General features: G+C 68.0%; 13 protein-coding genes, 1 tRNA gene, 1 other RNA gene and 1 pseudogene. 12 read left to right on the forward strand and 4 right to left on the reverse strand.

The window, feature by feature from the left end:
• Both MKL09_RS31015 and MKL09_RS31020 read right to left on the reverse strand, forming a co-directional pair.
• Positions 1–121: hypothetical protein (locus tag MKL09_RS31015; protein WP_313901221.1), on the reverse strand; the 121-nt coding region annotated here is incomplete at its 3' end.
• Positions 122–140: 19 nt separating this feature from the next.
• A pseudogene (locus MKL09_RS31020) lies at positions 141–1,451 on the reverse strand (methyl-accepting chemotaxis protein); the annotation flags it as partial.
• A 324-nt stretch (positions 1,452–1,775) separates the two neighbouring features.
• Here MKL09_RS31020 and ssrA point away from each other — a divergent pair.
• Positions 1,776–2,156: a transfer-messenger RNA gene (gene ssrA / locus MKL09_RS31025) on the forward strand.
• 360 nt (positions 2,157–2,516) lie between these two features.
• On the opposite strand, the gene MKL09_RS31030 is transcribed toward ssrA, so the two are convergent.
• Positions 2,517–2,591: transfer RNA gene (locus MKL09_RS31030), tRNA-Val, on the reverse strand.
• A 326-nt stretch (positions 2,592–2,917) separates the two neighbouring features.
• Between MKL09_RS31030 and MKL09_RS31035 the strand changes: the two genes are divergently transcribed.
• The 11 genes from MKL09_RS31035 (at position 2,918) to MKL09_RS31085 (ending at position 16,013) form a co-directional block, all read left to right on the forward strand.
• Positions 2,918–3,961, forward strand: coding sequence for a hypothetical protein (locus tag MKL09_RS31035; RefSeq protein ID WP_244025796.1), 1,044 nt, complete (start codon positions 2,918–2,920; stop codon positions 3,959–3,961).
• Positions 3,961–6,147 carry a glycosyltransferase family 2 protein gene (locus MKL09_RS31040; protein WP_244025797.1) on the forward strand — a complete coding sequence of 729 codons (2,187 nt, stop codon included), beginning with the start codon at positions 3,961–3,963 and terminating at the stop codon, positions 6,145–6,147. Before MKL09_RS31035 ends, MKL09_RS31040 begins: the two co-directional genes overlap by 1 nt.
• 191 nt (positions 6,148–6,338) lie before the next feature.
• Positions 6,339–7,676, forward strand: coding sequence for an MFS transporter (locus MKL09_RS31045; RefSeq protein WP_244025798.1), 1,338 nt, complete (start codon positions 6,339–6,341; stop codon positions 7,674–7,676).
• 116 nt (positions 7,677–7,792) lie between these two features.
• Positions 7,793–9,049 (forward strand): ubiquinol oxidase subunit II, encoded by a 1,257-nt coding sequence (gene cyoA, locus MKL09_RS31050; protein ID WP_244025799.1) that lies wholly within the window; start codon positions 7,793–7,795, stop codon positions 9,047–9,049.
• Positions 9,050–9,123: 74 nt separating this feature from the next.
• Entirely contained in the window at positions 9,124–11,124 is a 2,001-nt protein-coding gene (cyoB, locus tag MKL09_RS31055; protein ID WP_244025800.1) for a cytochrome o ubiquinol oxidase subunit I, read from the forward strand.
• A gap of 4 nt (positions 11,125–11,128) precedes the next feature.
• Positions 11,129–11,761 (forward strand): cytochrome o ubiquinol oxidase subunit III, encoded by a 633-nt coding sequence (gene cyoC, locus MKL09_RS31060; RefSeq protein WP_243944826.1) that lies wholly within the window; start codon positions 11,129–11,131, stop codon positions 11,759–11,761.
• Positions 11,758–12,162: a cytochrome o ubiquinol oxidase subunit IV gene (gene cyoD / locus MKL09_RS31065; protein ID WP_244025801.1), complete on the forward strand. Its 405-nt coding sequence runs from the start codon at positions 11,758–11,760 to the stop codon at positions 12,160–12,162. The genes cyoC and cyoD overlap by 4 nt, the downstream gene beginning before the upstream one ends.
• Before the next feature lie 14 nt (positions 12,163–12,176).
• Positions 12,177–12,950 carry an SURF1 family protein gene (locus MKL09_RS31070; RefSeq protein ID WP_244025802.1) on the forward strand — a complete coding sequence of 258 codons (774 nt, stop codon included), beginning with the start codon at positions 12,177–12,179 and terminating at the stop codon, positions 12,948–12,950.
• A gap of 56 nt (positions 12,951–13,006) precedes the next feature.
• Positions 13,007–15,172 (forward strand): methylmalonyl-CoA mutase, encoded by a 2,166-nt coding sequence (gene scpA, locus MKL09_RS31075; protein ID WP_244025803.1) that lies wholly within the window; start codon positions 13,007–13,009, stop codon positions 15,170–15,172.
• Between the two features lie 77 nt (positions 15,173–15,249).
• Positions 15,250–15,549, forward strand: coding sequence for a hypothetical protein (locus tag MKL09_RS31080; protein ID WP_244025804.1), 300 nt, complete (start codon positions 15,250–15,252; stop codon positions 15,547–15,549).
• Positions 15,546–16,013, forward strand: coding sequence for a PIN domain-containing protein (locus tag MKL09_RS31085; RefSeq protein ID WP_244025805.1), 468 nt, complete (start codon positions 15,546–15,548; stop codon positions 16,011–16,013). Before MKL09_RS31080 ends, MKL09_RS31085 begins: the two co-directional genes overlap by 4 nt.
• A gap of 50 nt (positions 16,014–16,063) precedes the next feature.
• On the opposite strand, the gene MKL09_RS31090 is transcribed toward MKL09_RS31085, so the two are convergent.
• On the reverse strand, positions 16,064–17,188 hold the full coding sequence (locus MKL09_RS31090; RefSeq protein WP_244025806.1) for an alpha/beta hydrolase: 1,125 nt from the start codon (positions 17,186–17,188) through the stop codon (positions 16,064–16,066).
• Between the last annotated feature and the right edge of the window lie 210 nt (positions 17,189–17,398).

Here is a 17,398-nt window from a genome sequence, read left to right on the forward strand (position 1 = left end):
CGAGCAGGCCGGCCCGCCGGAAGGCCGCGGCATAGACCGCGTCGGGGCGGGCGAGCGCGCCGGTATGGGTCACGGCGGCCCGGGTGTCGGGCCGGTGCCGGCCGGCGCGGAGCACCACCACGGGCTTGGCGCGGGCCGCGGTTGATGCCCCGCTGGATCTCGCCCAAAATCCCCCGGACCTGGCCGGTGGCCGCCTTGGCCTGGTCGGCGAGCAGCTTCATCTCGGAGGCCACCACCGCGAAGCTGCGCCCGCTCTCGCCGGCCGCCGCCGCCTCGATGGCGGCGTTGAGCGCGAGCAGGTGCGTGCGCTCCGAGATGTCGTTGACCGTCTCGATGATGTCGCCGATCGTCTGGGTCTTCTCCGACAGGCTGACGATGTTGCCGGCCACCGCCTCGGCCTGCTCGCGGATCGCGTCCATGGCCTTGGCGGTGTCGGAGACCGCGCGCAGGCCCTGGCGGGAGGTCTGGGCGGTGGCCTGGGCGGTAGCGATCACCTCGGTGGCGCGCTTGCCGATCTGGGCGCCGGAATGGGTGATCTCGTCGACCGTGGCGGCGGTCTCCTGGACGGCGGCGAATTGCTGCTCGACGGAGGCCGCCTGCTGCTGGGCGGAGGCGCGGATCTCGGCGGCGGCGGCGTTCAGATCCGATGTCGCGGCGCGGTTGGTCCGGGCGAGGTCGGACAGGCCGTCGACCATGGCGTCGAGGGTGCGCCCCAGCCGGGCGATCTCGTCGCGCCCGCCCGAGCGCAGACGGCCGGAGAGGTCGCCCGAGCCCACGCGCTCGACGAACCCCATCACCGCCCCGAGGGGCCGGACGATCAGGCGATTGATCGCGATCCCGATCCCGGCGCAGATCAGCAGCGTGAGCAGGGTGCCGCCCCACAGGGCGAGGCTCTCGTTGCGCTCGGCCCGGGCCACCCGCTGGTTCAGCGCCGCCCGATTGGCCTCCTCCAGGCCCTCGATGGCGCCGAGCCGGTCGCGCAGGGTGTCGAACAGCTGCTTGCCCGTGCCGTCGGCCTCAATCCGCACCGCCCCGGGCCGGGTCGCCGGATCGGCCGCCCCCTGGATGGCCGCCTGGCCGATATCGGTCTGCCAGCTGCGCGCCGCCGTCACGGCATCGGCCAGCAGGCGTGACGACGTGGCATCGGTGCCGATCAGGCCCCTGAGGTTGTCGATCGCCGCGTCCAGGGCCGGCCGTCCCTGCCGGTAGGGTTCGAGGCTGCCGTCCCGGCCGGTGAGCAGGTATCCGCGCAGGCCCGTCTCCTGGTTGAGCATGGCGTTGCGGAACGCGTCGAGGCCGCGGATCATCCGGTTCGCGCGGTCGAGCGCCTCGTTCGCGTCCTGCAGCTGGCCGCGGGTGAGCACGACCGCCCCGCTGCTGAGGACCGACACCAGCGCGATGATCCCGATGGCGCTCCCGAGGGTGCGGTTGAGGCCCAACGTGTTCGGCATGTTCGGCTTTTCCTGACCAGACTGGCGGACGGCCTCGGGCGGCCGCAGCAACCGGTGGCGGCGTAAGCCCATAGCGCCCAAACCCAGCCGGTGCGAGCCGCGGGCGGCGACCGTGCCCGTTCCTCCCGGAGATCGGCCCGATCCGGCCCTGGCGGAGGCGGGCGAGCGCCGACGCCGTTCAGTGCGGGCGCTGCGGCGGGGAGCGATTCAGGAGCCGTTCGACGTGAGGATGGCGAGCGGAGGATGAGGGGCATCCTCTGTTCCGGAGAGGCTTGAGATTGTGGGGCCGTGAACCCGCACAGGCCTGTGGACCTTCCGCCCCGTACGCGGTAGACTGTGCGTGAGGTTGATGACCGGTTCGTAATAACGTTTCAGGACCCGGGGGCGGTACCCGGCGCCTCCACCAGAAACATCCTGCCCCGGATATCGCGCGGGGGCAGTGCAGGCAGCCGTGGATGGGTTGCTTGCCGCGAGGGTGCTTTTGCTGGGGGCGAAGTTAGGTTCGACTGGACGGTAAAGGGACCGCGAGTTCTACCCTGTTTCGGCAGGATAAGATGCGACTTTCGGTAAGGACTCGACCGGTTCGGCGCAGGCAACCCCTGTTCCGGGCACCTGACCAAAACTCTAAATGCCAACGATAACGTTGTCATGGATGCCCGCCTCGCGGCGTAAGCATCTTGCGGCAGGGCAGCCGTAGAAACAGAACCCGGGGCTTCGGCCCCGGGGCCCACCTTTTCGGATAGAGCGAAGACGAAAACACGCTCCGCGGCGATGCCCGGGGCGCTCGACGCATGTGTGCCGCCTGGGTGGTGCTACGGCGTTGTCTTGTCGTGATCCATTTGCCGTCGACCTGCCGGTGCTTAAATCGGCATCCGGTTCGACGATATGGCTGCTCGCACGAAGCGCCTCGACGGCCTCAACGATCGGATCGTGGATCTTGGGCAACCCTTCGCCGTCGCGACCTCGCAGCGCTGCTCGATCTGGATCAGGTCGTGATCTTCGGGGGGGTAATGCGGCTCTGAGAGGCGCCGTCGGCCCGCAACGGGCCGGCTAAGTCATTGAGAATGGTGGAGACGACAGGGATCGAACCTGTGACCTTTCCCATGTCAAGGGAATGCACTACCGCTGTGCTACGTCTCCGTTCCGGACTGCTTAGATTCATCGAACCTGAAGCCGCCGAAATCGTTCAACCGGGTCTGCGACTTATTGGGAGGACCGCTACCATGTCAAGGTAGCGCTCTCCCGCTGAGCGACGCGCCCGGGCCGGTGCCGTGCGAGCACCGGTGGGCCGGGCCTATAGCCGGTGCTCGGCGGGGGCGCAAGCGGAAGGTTGGCGGTCGCGGTCGGTGGCCGGGGAAAGCCGCGATGGTGCACGCGGGGAAGAAAATGCGCTATGGGCCTGCCGACCGGCATCCGGCCGGGCCGCCGAGGCGGTTCGGGCATTCCGCCGCCTCAAGCTTCGGGACATGCGCTACTTCATCGATCACGATCACGGCGACTCGATCCGCGGCTGGATCGTGCCGGACAACCCCCTCGCCATCAGCCGGGTGACGGTCTCCGTCGGCGGCCAGCGCGTGGCCGAGGTCGCGGCCAGCGTCACCGACGAGGCATTCAAGCGCAACGGCTGGCATGCCACCGGGCAATGCACCTTCGTGGTGACATCGGCGGAGGTGCCGGGGTTGCCGGAGATCCCGCGCCTCGAACTCTACGACGCCGACACCAACGTCCTGGTCTATCGCCGCACGCCCCCGGACGGGCTGGTGCGGCTGCGGACCATGCTGATCAACACCGGGATCGAGCCCGAGACCGCGCTCCAGGCGGCTTTGTTCCCGCATTTCCAGCATTGCTATTTCGGCATCCACAAGCTGCCGGACGAGATTCTGACCTGCGTCCTGACCGGCCCGGCCGCCCCCTCGGCTTTCCTGTCGGGGGCCGTGACGATCCCGCGCTATGAGAACTTCATGACGCCGGACCTGATGATCACCGCGATCCTGGTGCAGGACCCCTACACCGAGATGGCGACCCGCATGCTCTGGCTGAAGGCCCGGGCCGGCGATGCCCTCGACCCCACCCGCGGCTGGCGCCTCGGGCCGCTCGCCGAGGCCGCCTCCTTCTCGGAGGACTACGACTTCACCGACGTGAAGAGCCTGAAGCGCTACTTCCGCATGCTGCCGGAGCCGGCCTACCGGCTGCTCTACAACCCGCTGACCCGCCAGCTCGGCACCCGCATGCCGGAGGACCGCCTGCATCCGGGCAATTCGATCGCTGCGATCGAGATCCTGGCCCGGGTCGGCATCGTCGGCCACAAGACCCGGTACCACGCCTTCGCGTCGACCCTGTTCGACCAGCTGGGCATCCACGCCCCGGTGCCAGCGCCGCCCCCGGTGCCGGCTGAGACCCAGGCGCTGGCCGAGCGCCTGCGCACGGTCAAGGCGGTGGAGGAGATGCTCGTGTTCGACGTCGCCATGTCGGATGCCGTAAAGGATTCGATCGACAAGAGCTGGAGCTGATGGTGCGGTCGACGGAGACGGGGGCGCCCGAAACGCGCCTTCCGCCGGCGCACCTGACCGGGACCGGGCGCAGGCGGCGCCCCCTGCCGGTTCGGGCGGCGGCGGACGGGTTGCGCATCGACCTCCCGGGGCTCGCCGGCCGCTGGCTCGAGATCACCCTGTCCAACGACCCGATGGAGGGCCTCGACACGGTCCCGGCCATGGCGTTCGCCGGACCGGAGGGGCGTCCCGGGCCGCTGCTGCCCCAGGAAGCGGCGGGCGGCGGGGCCTTCACGTGGATCGGCCGCCTCCCCGAGGGCGTCGTCGCGCTGCGCGTGGCCGATCCCGCCGGGCGGGTCCCGGCCCGGCTGCGCCGGGTCACGGTGCGCCGCCTCGACCGGCCGGTCCTGGTCCCGCGCGCATTGCTGCGCGAGCCGGCGCTGACCCTGCAGGCGCTGGTCTGGCGGATCCTGGGCAAGAAGGTGCGGGCGCGCGGCCTTCTGGGCCGGGCGCTCGCCCACCGCCGGGTGACCGGGTACGAGGCCTGGATCCGCGCCTACGGCTACCGCCGGGGGGAGCGCGCCGGGATCGCCGCCGAGATCGCCGCCTGGGCCGATCCGCCGCTGATCTCGGTCCTGATGCCGGTGCACGATCCCGATCCGAAGGTGCTTCAGGCCGCCCTCGCCTCCCTGCGCGCGCAGCTCTATCCGCACTGGGAGCTGTGCGTCGTCGACGACGCCTCGACCCGCCCGGCGATCCCCCGGATCCTGCAGCGCGCCGCCGAGGCCGACCCGCGCATCCGCGTGCTCGCCCGATCCGAGAACGGCCACATCGCCCGGGCGACCAACGACGCCCTGGGCCTCGCCTGCGGCACCGTCTGCGCCTTCATGGACCATGACGACGAGCTCACCGAGGACGCCCTCTACGAGGTCGCCCGGGCGCTCCGCCTCGATCCGGACCTGGTGCTGATCTACAGCGACGAGGACAAGATCGACGCACGCGGCCGCCGGTTCGACCCGCATTTCAAGGCGGGCTTCGACCGCGAGCTTCTCTACGCGCAGAACTACATCAACCACCTGACCGTGGTGCGCACCGACAGCCTGCGGGCGATCGGCGGCCTGCGCCCCGGCTTCGAGGGCAGCCAGGACCACGACCTGCTGCTGCGTCTCACCGACGGCCTCGACCCGTCCCGCATCCGCCACATCCCGCGGGTGCTCTACCATTGGCGCGCCGCGCAGGGGTCCGGGACGTTCTCCGACCGGGCGCTCGCCCGGGCCGAGGCGGCGCGCCTGCGCGCCCTCGACGAGGTCGTGGCGCCCTGGGGCGGCCGGGCCGAGCGCGGGCCCGGCGGATTCAACCGGCTGATCCGTCCGCTGCCGCTGCCGCCCCCCAGGGTCTCCGTGATCATCCCGACCCGGGACCGCGCCGAGATCCTGTCGGTCACCCTCGACGGGCTGCTCGCCAGCACCGACTACCCCGATGTCGAAGTCGTGATCGTCGACAACGACAGCCGGGAGCCCGAGACGGCGGCCCTGTTCGCCCGGTATCGTGACGACGCGCGGGTGCGCGTCGTGCCGGTGCCCGGGGCCTTCAACTTCTCGGACCTGTCGAATCGCGGCGCGGCCGCCGCCACCGGCCCGGTGCTCCTGTTCCTCAACAACGACGTCGAGGTGCTGGAGCCCGGCTGGCTCGGGGAACTGGTCCGCCACGCAGTGCGGCCGGAGATCGGCGCCGTCGGGGCCAAGCTCCTCTACCCGGACCGGACGATCCAGCACGGCGGCATCGTGCTGGGGATCGGGGGCGTCGCCGGGCACAGCCATCTCGGCGTGCCGGACGCGGATCCCGGCTATTTCTGCCGCATGGTCATCGCCCACGAGGTCTCGGCGGTCACGGGCGCCTGCCTCGCGATGCGCGCCGAGGTGTTCGATGCGGTCGGCGGCTTCGATGCCGAGGCCCTGAAGGTCGCCTTCAACGACGTCGATCTGTGCCTGAAGATCCGCCGGGCCGGCTACCGCATCGTCTGGACGCCGTTCGCCAAATTGATTCACCACGAGTCGAAGAGCCGCGGGGCCGAGGACACGCCGGAGAAGCGCAAGCGCTTCGAGGGCGAAGTCCTGACCATGCTCGATCGCTGGGGGCCCGAGCTGCGGGCCGACCCCTACTACAACATCAACCTGTCACGGAATTCGGCGCATTACCGGGTCTAGGACGGCGCACCGGCCCGGCCCCGCCGGGCCGGATTTGATCCCTTCCGGCGTGCCGCCCTCCTCGGGGTGCCATGCATGCGTCAGTGGGTGAACTTGCGTCGGAAGCCGGTTGCGATACCTCTGCACTTGCCGCATGAGGCGGTTCCGGCCATGGCGCCTGAACGAGCGCGCGGCGAGGGCGGCAGTCGACAATGAGTGCGAACACCCCAATGGCCTCGGCCACGACCCTGGAGCACGATGCTCAGCAGGCGATGGGAGACCACAAGGTCCACCCGAATGAGATCGCCATCGGCGTGGTCATCGGCCGCGCATCCGAATACTTCGATTTCTTCGTCTTCGGCATCGCCTGCGTGCTGGTGTTCCCGAAGGTGTTCTTTCCGTTCGTCGATCCGCTGACCGGCACGCTGTACGCCTTCTCGATCTTTGCCCTCGCCTTCATCGCCCGGCCGATCGGCTCGGTGATCTTCATGGCGATCGACCGTCGGCACGGCCGCAGCGTCAAGCTCACCATCGCGCTGTTCCTGCTCGGTGCTGCGACCGCGGCGGTGAGCTTTCTGCCGCGCTACGACAGCATCGGGATCTCGTCGGTCTACATCCTGGCGGTGCTGCGGGTGCTGCAGGGGCTGGCGCTCGGCGGCGCCTGGGACGGGCTCGCCTCGTTGTTGGCCATGAATGCGCCCCGGGAGCGCCGCGGCTGGTACGCGATGATCCCGCAGCTCGGCGCGCCCCTGGGCTTCATGGTCGCCAGCGCCCTGTTCGCGTTCTTCCTGGTCAACATCGACGAGGCCGACTTCATCGATTGGGGCTGGCGGTTCCCGTTCTACTGCGCCTTCACCATCAACGTCGTCGCCCTGTTCGCCCGGCTGCGCCTGGTCGCCACCGAGGAGTTCGCCCGGATGATGGATCTGGACCGGCTGCGGCCGGTTCCGGCCCTGGACCTGTTCCGCCACCATGCGGGCGACGTGATCCGCGGCGCCTTCGTGCCGCTGGCCGGCTTCGCGCTGTTCCACCTCGTGACGATCTTCCCGATCGCCTGGCTGGCGCTCAACAACACCCATCGCTCGCCGGGCGAGTTCCTGATCGTGCAGTTCTCCGGGGCGATCGTCTGCGCCGGCGCGATCGCGGCCTCCGGGCTGATCGCCGACCAGATCGGCCGCCGCAACTGCCTGATCATGAGCGCCTCGCTGATCGGCTTCTTCGCGGTCGGCAGCATCATCGCGCCGCTCCTGTTCGGCGAGAGCGCGATCGGCCAGACGATCTACGTCACGATCGGCTTCATGCTGCTCGGCCTCGCCTACGGCCAGACCGCCGGCGCGGTCACCGCCCGGCTCGGTAACCGCTACCGCTACACCGGCGCCGCGCTGACCTCCGACTTCGCCTGGCTGGTCGGCGCCGGCTTCGCCCCGCTGGTGGCGCTGTTCCTGTCGCAGCGCTACGGCCTGGCCATGGTCGGGGTCTACCTCCTGTCCGGCGCAGCCTGCACCCTCGCGGCGCTGTTCTTCGACCGCTCGGAAATGCGCCAGATGTAGCCGGCAGCCGCGCGGCTCGGGCCGCGCGGCCTTCTTCCAGAATCTGCCGGGAACGCCGCGTCACGCGGCGCGGCAGGGACGCCGCGCATGCGGCTTGGGATAAAGAGACGAGTGCTGTGACCGCTTCGACCCCTCTCCCGGACAGGATCGCGCCCGCCAGAAATCGGGGCGGCCTTGCGCGGCGCCTCGTGCCGCTCCTCGCCCTGCCGCCGGTCCTGGCGCTGCTGGGCGGTTGCAACCTCGTGGTCATGAGCCCGGCCGGCTACGTCGCCGAGCAGCAGCGCAACCTCGTGCTCGCCGCCACCGGGCTGATGCTCCTGATCATCATCCCGGTGATCTTCTTCACCCTGTTCTTCGCCTGGCGCTACCGCGCCTCCAACGCGGATGCGGTCTACGATCCCGAGTGGCACCACTCGACCCAGCTCGAGGTGCTGATCTGGACCGCGCCGCTGATGATCATCATCGCGCTCGGCGCGCTCACCTGGATCGGCACCCACACCCTGGATCCGTTCCGGCCGCTCAGCAAGATCGACGCGAAGCGCGACATTCCGGCTGGCGTCGAACCGCTCCAGGTCGAGGCGGTGGCCATGGATTGGAAGTGGCTGTTCCTCTACCCGCAATACGGGATCGCCACGGTGAACGAGCTCGCCGCCCCGGTGGACCGGCCGATCCAGTTCAAGATCACCGCAACCGACGTGATGAACACGTTCTACGTCCCGACCCTGGCCGGGATGGTCTACGCGATGCCGGGCATGCAGACCCAGCTCCACGCCGTGATCAACCGCGAGGGATCCTACGAGGGCCGCTCGGCGCATTACAGCGGCGCCGGCTTCTCGAACATGTTCTTCAAGTTCAACGGCGTGACCAACGAGGCCTTCGACCAGTGGGTCGCCAAGACCAAGGCGCAGGGCGGCGCGCTGACCCAGGAGGCCTATCTCGATCTGGAGAAGCCGAGCGAGTCCGAGCCGGCCCGCTTCTACAAGTCCTACGCTAAGGGCCTGTTCGACCGGATCATCGGCATGTGCCCCCGTCCGGAGCAGATGTGCGTCGGCGAAATGGTGAAGATCGACGCACGGGGCGGCGCCTCGGGGGCGGAGGCCCAGGCCAACTACGACCGGCTGCAGTACGACAACCGCATGGCCGATCGCGGCAACGAGGCCCCGGGCGCGACCGGGCCGGCCTCCGGGACCGGCCCGCACGGGCAGACGCAGCCGCAGGGCATGAAGCCCCGGCCCGACATGGGCAACCCGGACTCGCGCGGTCAGGGCGAGGCCGCGCTGCCGGGCCAGGAGAAGGCGCCGGAGGTCAAGGCGCCCGACAGCCAGGGCCAGAAAGAGGGCGGGCAGATCGCGCCCAAGCAGCTCAACCAGTAAGAACGCTCGCGTGAACGCGAGCCCCACACCCAAAACCGGCGGTCGCCGTCGAACCCATTGAACGGGCCGATCCCATGTTCGCAAACCTGGACCTACAACAGTTGATCCTCGGCCGATTTACGATCGAGCAGATCCCGTATCACGAGCCGATCCTGCAGGCGACGTTCGCCGGCGTGGCCGTGGTCGGCCTCGCTGTGCTCGGCGTCATCACCTATTTCAGCTTCTGGGGGCCGCTGTGGCGTGACTGGGTCACGTCCATCGACCACAAGAAGATCGGTATCATGTACTGTATCTTCGCGCTGATCATGCTGCTGCGCGGCTTCGCCGACGCGTTGCTGATGCGCTCGCAGCAGGCGGTGGCGTTCGGTTCGGAGCAGGGCTTCCTGCCGCCGCACCATTATGACCAGATCTTCACCGCCCACGGCATGATCATGATCTTCTTCGTGGCGATGCCGTTCGTCACGGGGCTCATGAACTTCGCGGTGCCGCTTCAGATCGGCGCCCGCGACGTGGCCTTCCCGTTCCTGAACAACTTCAGCTTCTGGATGACGGTGGCCGGCGGCATCCTGGTGATGGTCTCGCTGTTCGTCGGCGAGTTCTCGCGCGCCACCTGGCTCGCCTACCCGCCGCTCTCGGGCGCCGCCATGAGCCCCGGCGTCGGCGTCGACTACTACATCTGGGCGCTGCAGATCGCCGGCATCGGGACTTTGCTCTCGGGCATCAACCTGATCGCGACCATCGTGAAGATGCGCGCGCCCGGCATGACCATGATGAAGCTGCCGATCTTCGTCTGGTCGTCGCTGTGCACCAACATCCTGATCGTGGCCGCCTTCCCGATCCTCACGGCCGTTCTCGTGCTGCTGTCGCTCGACCGCTACGTCGGCACGCACTTCTTCACGAACGACCTCGGCGGCAACGCCATGCTGTACTTCAACCTGATCTGGATCTGGGGCCACCCGGAGGTCTACATCCTGATCCTGCCGGCTTTCGGCGTGTTCTCGGAGATCACCTCGACCTTCTGCGGCAAGCGGTTGTTCGGCTACACCTCGATGGTCTACGCGCTGGTGGTGATTACCATCCTCGCCTACCTGGTGTGGTTGCACCACTTCTTCACCATGGGCTCGGGCGCCGACGTGAACTCGTTCTTCGGGATCACGACGATGATCATCTCGATCCCGACGGGCGCGAAGATCTTCAACTGGATGTTCACGATGTACCGCGGCCGGATCCGGTTCGAGGTGCCGATGCTCTGGGTGGTGGCGTTCATCGTCACCTTCGTGATCGGCGGCATGACCGGCGTCCTGCTGGCGGTGCCCCCGGCCGACTTCGTGCTCCACAACTCGCTGTTCCTGATCGCGCACTTCCACAACGTGATCATCGGCGGCGTGCTGTTCGGCATGTTCGCCGGCGTGACCTTCTGGTTCCCCAAGGCCTTCGGGTTCAAGCTCGACGAGTTCTGGGGCAAGATGGCCCTCGTGTTCTGGGTGAGCGGGTTCTACATCGCCTTCATGCCGCTCTACGTGCTCGGCCTGATGGGCGTGACCCGGCGCATGCAGCATTTCGACGATCCGTCGCTGCAGATCTGGTTCGTCATCGCGGCCGGTGGCGCGGTCCTGATCGCCTGCGGTATCGCCTCGCAGATCATCATGTTCGTGGTCTCGATCCGCAACCGCGAGAAGCTGCGCGACCTGACCGGCGACCCGTGGGGCGGCCGGACCCTGGAATGGTCCACCTCCTCGCCGCCGCCGGACTACAACTTCGCCTTCACCCCGGTGGTGCACGATTCCGATGCGTGGTGGGACATGAAGAACCGCGGCTTCGCCCGGCCGATGACCGGCTACAAGCCGATCCACATGCCCAAGAACACCGCCAGCGGCGCCATCCTGGCGGGTCTGAACTTCACCTTCGGCCTGGCCATGGTCTGGTACGTCTGGTGGCTGGCGGCGCTCTGCTTCGTGGCGATCCTCGTCGTCGCGATCCTCCACACCTTCAACTACAACCGCGACTTCTACATTCCTGCCGACACGGTCAGTCGGACGGAAGGTCAGCGGTCGCGTGAACTGGAAATGGCCTGATTCGATGATGCACGGGGAGACTGCACCCCCCGGCGCCGCGGCGCCGGTCTTCTACCAGACCGACGAGGAGGGCCATCATTCCGAGGGCTCGACGATGCTCGGGTTCTGGCTCTACCTGATGAGCGATTGCCTCATCTTCGCGACCCTGTTCGCGACCTACGGCGTGCTCGGCCGCAGCTACGCGGCCGGGCCGACTCCGAAGGACCTGTTCGACCTGCCGGGCATCGCGGTGAACACCGCGATGCTGCTGTTCTCGTCCATCACCTACGGCTTCGCCATGCTGGAGATGGACCGGAATCGGATCAAGCAGACCCAGATCTGGCTTGCGATCACCGGCCTGTTCGGCGTGGCCTTCGTGTCCCTGGAGATCCGGGAATTCGTCCACCTGTTCCATGAGGGCGCCCCGCCCTGGCGCAGCGCCTTCCTGTCGTCGTTCTACACCCTGGTGGCGACGCACGGCCTGCACGTCTCGGTCGGCATCCTCTGGCTGGTCGTGCTGCTGGTGCAGCTGCGCAAGCACGGTCTGATCGTCGAGAACAAGCGCCGGCTGATGTGCCTGTCGATGTTCTGGCACTTCCTCGATCTGATCTGGATCGGGGTGTTCACCGTCGTCTACCTGATGGGAGTGCTCGAATGAGCGCCGACGCGCACCACCTGACCGGTCACGGCCAGGACACCCACGACGCGCACGCCCACAGCGAGGGCGGGCACGGCTCCTTCGGCAGCTACATCACCGGCTTCGTCCTGTCGGTGATCCTGACGGTGATCCCGTTCTGGCTGGTGATGGGCAACGTGCTCGACAACAGCCTCGTCACCAGCCTGGTGATCCTGGCGCTGGGCGGCGTGCAGATGGTCGTGCACATCATCTACTTCCTGCACATGAACACCAAGTCGGAGGGCGGCTGGACCTTCCTGGCGCTGATCTTCACCATCATGGTGGTGGTGATCATGCTCGCCGGCTCGGTGTGGGTGATGTACCACCTCAACCACAACATGATGCCGATGGATGCCCACGACGTCATGAACAACGCCCGCTGAGCGCGCGTCCTGAGATGAGGTCCACGGGGTCGGGAGGGGGGGCTGAGCCGGGCTCGGCCCCCTCCCCGGCCCCGCTCTCGTTGCTGCGGCGCGTCGTGTTCGGCGTCGCCGTGGGCTTCGTGTTCGTCGTCCTGATCGGGCTCGGGACCTGGCAGGTCCAGCGCCGGGCCTGGAAGCTCGACCTGATCGCCCGGGTCGAGGCCCGGGTCCACGCGCCCGCTGCGCCGGCCCCCGGCCCGGCCGAATGGCCGCGGATCGGCCCCGACGACGCCTACCGGCATGTCTGGCTGGCCGGAACCTTCCTCCACGACCGGGAAACCCTGGTCCAGGCTGTCACCGAGCGGGGCGGCGGCTTCTGGGTGCTGACGCCGCTGCGCCGGCCCGACGGCAGCCTCGTGCTGGTCAATCGCGGCTTCGTGCCGGGGGCGAACCGCGACCCCGCGACCCGGCAGGTGGCGGGCGAGACGCGGGTGACCGGCCTCCTGCGGCTCACCGAGCCCGGCGGCGCCTTCCTGCGGGCCAATGACCCGAAGGACGGGCGCTGGTACTCCCGCGACGTGGCCGCCATCGCGGCCGCCCACGGCCTGACCGACATCGCCCCCTACTTCGTCGATGCCGATGCGATGCCCAATCCCGGCGGCCTGCCGGTGGGCGGGCTCACGGTGATCGCCTTCCCGAACAGCCACCTCGTCTACGCGCTGACATGGTACGGGATGGCGCTGATGCTGGCGGGCGCGGTCTTCTACATCCTGCGCAACGGGCGGCGCCACAGACCCCCGGGGGAGTAGCCCGGTTCCCGGCGGTGTCTATAATGGTGCGACAAACGCCATAACGAGTCAGCACCATGACCACCCGCATCCCGAACTTCGCCGAGATTCCTTGGGTCGGCGACCCGCTTGCGGCGGCGTCTCCGGCCTTGCCCGAGCCCTGGATGACCCCGGAGGGCATTCCGGTGAAGGGCCGCTACGGACCTGAGGACCGCGAGGGCATCGAGTTCCTCGACACCTATCCCGGCATCGCGCCGTTCCTGCGCGGCCCCTACCCGACCATGTACGTCACCCAGCCGTGGACGATCCGGCAATATGCCGGCTTCTCCACGGCCGAGGATTCGAACGCCTTCTACCGGCGCAACCTCGCGGCCGGCCAGAAGGGCCTGTCGGTGGCCTTCGACCTCGCCACGCACCGCGGCTACGATTCCGACCATCCGCGCGTCTCGGGCGATGTCGGCATGGCCGGCGTGGCGATCGACTCGATCTACGACATGCGGACGCTGTTCTCGGGCATCCCGCTCGACGAGATGACGGTGTCGATGACGATGAACGGCGCGGTGCTGCCGATCCTCGCCCTCTACATCGTGGCCGCTGAAGAACAGGGCGTGCCGCCGCAAAAGCTCGCCGGGACGATCCAGAACGACATCCTCAAGGAGTTCATGGTCCGGAACACCTACATCTATCCCCCCAAGGGATCGATGCGGATTATTTCCGATATCTTCGCCTATACGTCGAAGAATATGCCGAAATTCAATTCGATCTCGATCTCCGGCTATCACATGCAGGAGGCAGGGGCGACGAACGACCTGGAGCTCGCCTACACGCTGGCCGACGGCGTCGAGTACATCAAGGCCGGGCTGGCCGCCGGGCTCACCATCGACCAGTTCGCCCCGCGCCTGTCGTTCTTCTGGGCGATCTCGACCAACTTCTTCATGGAGATCGCCAAGATGCGGGCCGCGCGCCTGATCTGGGCGAAGCTGGTGAAGGGGTTCGATCCGAAATCGGAAAAATCCCTGGCCCTGCGTACCCACTCGCAGACCTCCGGCTGGTCGCTCACCGCCCAGGACGTGTTCAACAACGTCACCCGCACCAACATCGAGGCGATGGCGGCCACGCAGGGCGGCACGCAATCCCTGCACACCAACGCGCTCGACGAGGCGCTGGCGCTCCCCACCAACTTCTCGGCCCGGATCGCCCGCAACACCCAGCTGTTCCTGCAGCAGGAGAGCGGCACCTGCCGGATCGTCGACCCGTGGGGCGGCTCCTACTACGTCGAGAAACTCACCGCCGACATCGCGGCGCGGGCTTGGGAGCATATTCGCGAGGTCGACCAGCTCGGCGGCATGGCCAAGGCGATCGAGGCCGGCATCCCCAAGCTGCGGATCGAGGAGGCCGCCGCCCGGGCCCAGGCCCGGATCGATTCCGGCCGCCAGACCATCGTGGGCATCAACAAGTTCAAGGCCGACGACGACATGGCCATCGACCTGCTGCGGGTCGATAACGGCAATGTCCGCCGCCTGCAGATCGACAAGCTCAAGCGCCTGCGCTCCGAGCGCGACGAGGCCGCCGTCACGGCCCGGCTCGAGGCGCTGACCAAGGCCGCCGACACGAACGAGAACCTGCTGGCGCTGGCCGTCGACGCGGCGCGCGCCAAGGCCACCGTCGGCGAGATTTCCGAGGCCCTGGAGAAGGCCTGGGGCCGGCACCGCGCCGAGATCCGCTCGATTTCCGGCGTCTACAAGCGCGAGGTTGGGGGCATGTCGCCAGTGGTCGAGGAGGTCCGGGCGCTGGTCGAGGCGTTCGAGGAGAACGATGGCCGCCGGCCGCGCATCCTGGTCGCCAAGATGGGCCAGGACGGGCACGACCGGGGCCAGAAGGTCATCGCCTCGGCGTTTGCCGATCTCGGCTTCGACGTGGATATCGGGCCGCTCTTCGCCACCCCGGCCGAGGCCGCCCGGCAGGCGGTGGAGAACGACGTGCACATCGTCGGCGTCTCGTCGCTGGCGGCCGGCCACCTCACCCTGGTGCCGGAGCTGAAGGCGGCGCTCACGGAGCAGGGCCGGGACGACGTGATGATCGCCATCGGCGGCGTGATCCCGCCGGGCGACTACGACGCCCTGGTGGCGGCCGGCGCCTCCGCGATCTTCCCGCCCGGCACGGTGATCGCCGAGGCCGCGGTCAAGCTGATCCGCGCCCTGAACGAGCGGCTGGGGTATGGGGCGCGGCAGGCGGCGGAATAAGCGAGCCAGGGGACAGAACGGAAGCACGGCCCCTGGTGGGCCGTGCGGATCGCCGAACTCATGAAAGAGCCTGACAGATGGATGCGGGGTCGATCGTGGACGTGAAGCAGGCTGTCGCGAAAGCGAGGGACTATCTCAAGGCCGTCTTCTCGGATGAGCAGATTTCTGAATTGCGGCTTGAGGAAGTGGAGTTCGATAAGCGCGATGATGCGTGGTTGATAACCTTCGGGCTCTTGCGGCCTGGTAGCGAAAACCTGGCGCGGTTTGGAGCAGTCCCCGGCGGGACAATGTTGAACCGAACCTATAAGGTTGTTCGCATTCCTAATGACGAAAACGAGTTGCCGTCGATCAAGATCCGTGAACTGGCCGAGGAATGACGCGTTCCATTCTTCTCGATACGCAACTGATGGTCTTTCTGGCCGTCGGTCTGACATTGGCCGGCATCATCGCCAAGCATAAGAATCTCACCGAATTCACGAGCGACGATTTCGATCTCCTTGTCCACTTGCTCGGTCACGATTGTCGTCTGATCCTGCTGCCCAACACGGTGTCCGAAGCGGCCAACTTGCTGCGGCATCACAAAAATCCCGAACGCAGAGCGATCATGGAGACGTTCAGGAGCCTCATCGCCGGCAACCGCGAATACTACATCGAGAGCGCGATCGTGGCGGCGCGCGACGAGTACCATCGGCTCGGCATCACCGACTCTGCGATCCTCCAATGTGGCTCGCCCGATCGTGAAATTCTGACGGCGGATGCCGGATTGTATGTCGCGGCCATGCAACTCGGGATGCATGCGACGAACTTCAATCACAAGCGTGAAGAGTTCGGCCTGGTCTGAGGGCCCCCGCACTGTCTCTGTCGCCCTGCGGGGAGCCCTGCGCCCTTACCTCAATTCAACGCCTGCGGGTCCGCCTCCGTGAGGAAGGCCGCGACCGCGTGGAGGAACTGCATGCGGTTTTTCTCCATCATCACCGTATGCGTGCCCTCTCCGAGCTCGATGAAGCGCTTGTAGGGGGCGTGCGTGAGCGTCGTGAAGTATTCCTGCGCCTGGTAGCTCGGCAGGTCCGCATCCCATTCGGCGTGGATGAGCAGCACGGGCACGCGGATATCGCCCGGATCGTAGAGCGGCTTGCCCGCCGCCCAGTACGCGTCCTTGTCGGCCACGGTGCCGTTCGGCGCGCGCAGCACCGGCGGCGATTGCCGGGCGCCGACCGGGTCGGTGGCGAAGGTCGCGTCGGCCCATTGGTCGAACCAGCCCGGCGGGATCAGGTCGGCCTGCTTGTCCTCGGGCACCCCGGTGAGCCAGCGCGCCTTGGCGCTGTCCCGGCTGACGCTGCGATAGGCGCCGAGCGGCCCGGAGCCGCCGGCCATCAGAGCCGGCGTGCGCGCCAGCCATTGCGGCGCGTAGAGGACCAGCCGGTTGACCCGGTCGTTGTGGGTGCTGGTGTAGAGCCCCATGGTCGAGGTCCCCCAGGACCAGCCCATCAGGTCGATCTTGTCGACGTTGCGCCGCTTCAGGATGAAGTCGACGACCTGCCCCACCACCTTGGCCGCGTCCGGCGTGCGCATGAACGGCGGATTGTCGGCGGCCGGGGCGCTCATCGGCGCCGGGCGCCCGGATTGCCCGTAGCCCGGCAGGTCCACGAGGTAGACGTCGAACCCCTGGCCGGCGAAGTAGTCCATCGCCGACATCCCGCCGAGCGGCAGGTCGAAGGCCGTGGAGGCCGGGTAGGTCGAGCCGTGCACGAACAGCAGGATCCTGTCGCCCGCGAAGCGGTCGGTTCCGGCGGGGTGCTTGTTGCGCACGTAGATGTCGATGCCCGGCTCGCTCCACGGCAGGCGGAATTCCTCCGTCTGCAACCGTGTCGACGGTGCGGCCGTCGCGGCGGAGGGCGGCAGGGCAGCGGCGAGGCCCGCCGCCGCGACCGCTCCGAACATCTGTCGCCGCGGCAATCCGGTCTCCGGTCGTGTCCTGCCCTGGCGCGGGCGCGTCTGCGAGGGTCCGTCCGACATGTATCCTCCCGGCCGCCTTATCTGGCGGGTCGGGCGATACAACCGTCGCGACCTGGCGGGCGCAACCGCTGGTGAACCGGACCGACACACGAAGAACCGGTTTCGTCGCCCGAACCGTTCAAACCGCTGTGACAAAGCGGGCGCTATTCCGCGCCGGACGGATGACGCCGGGCCCCCGGGCGGGCATTGAGGCGGGAGATCCAGGGAGAC

This window comes from Methylobacterium sp. J-048 (assembly GCF_022829515.1).
Taxonomy (GTDB): domain Bacteria; phylum Pseudomonadota; class Alphaproteobacteria; order Rhizobiales; family Beijerinckiaceae; genus Methylobacterium.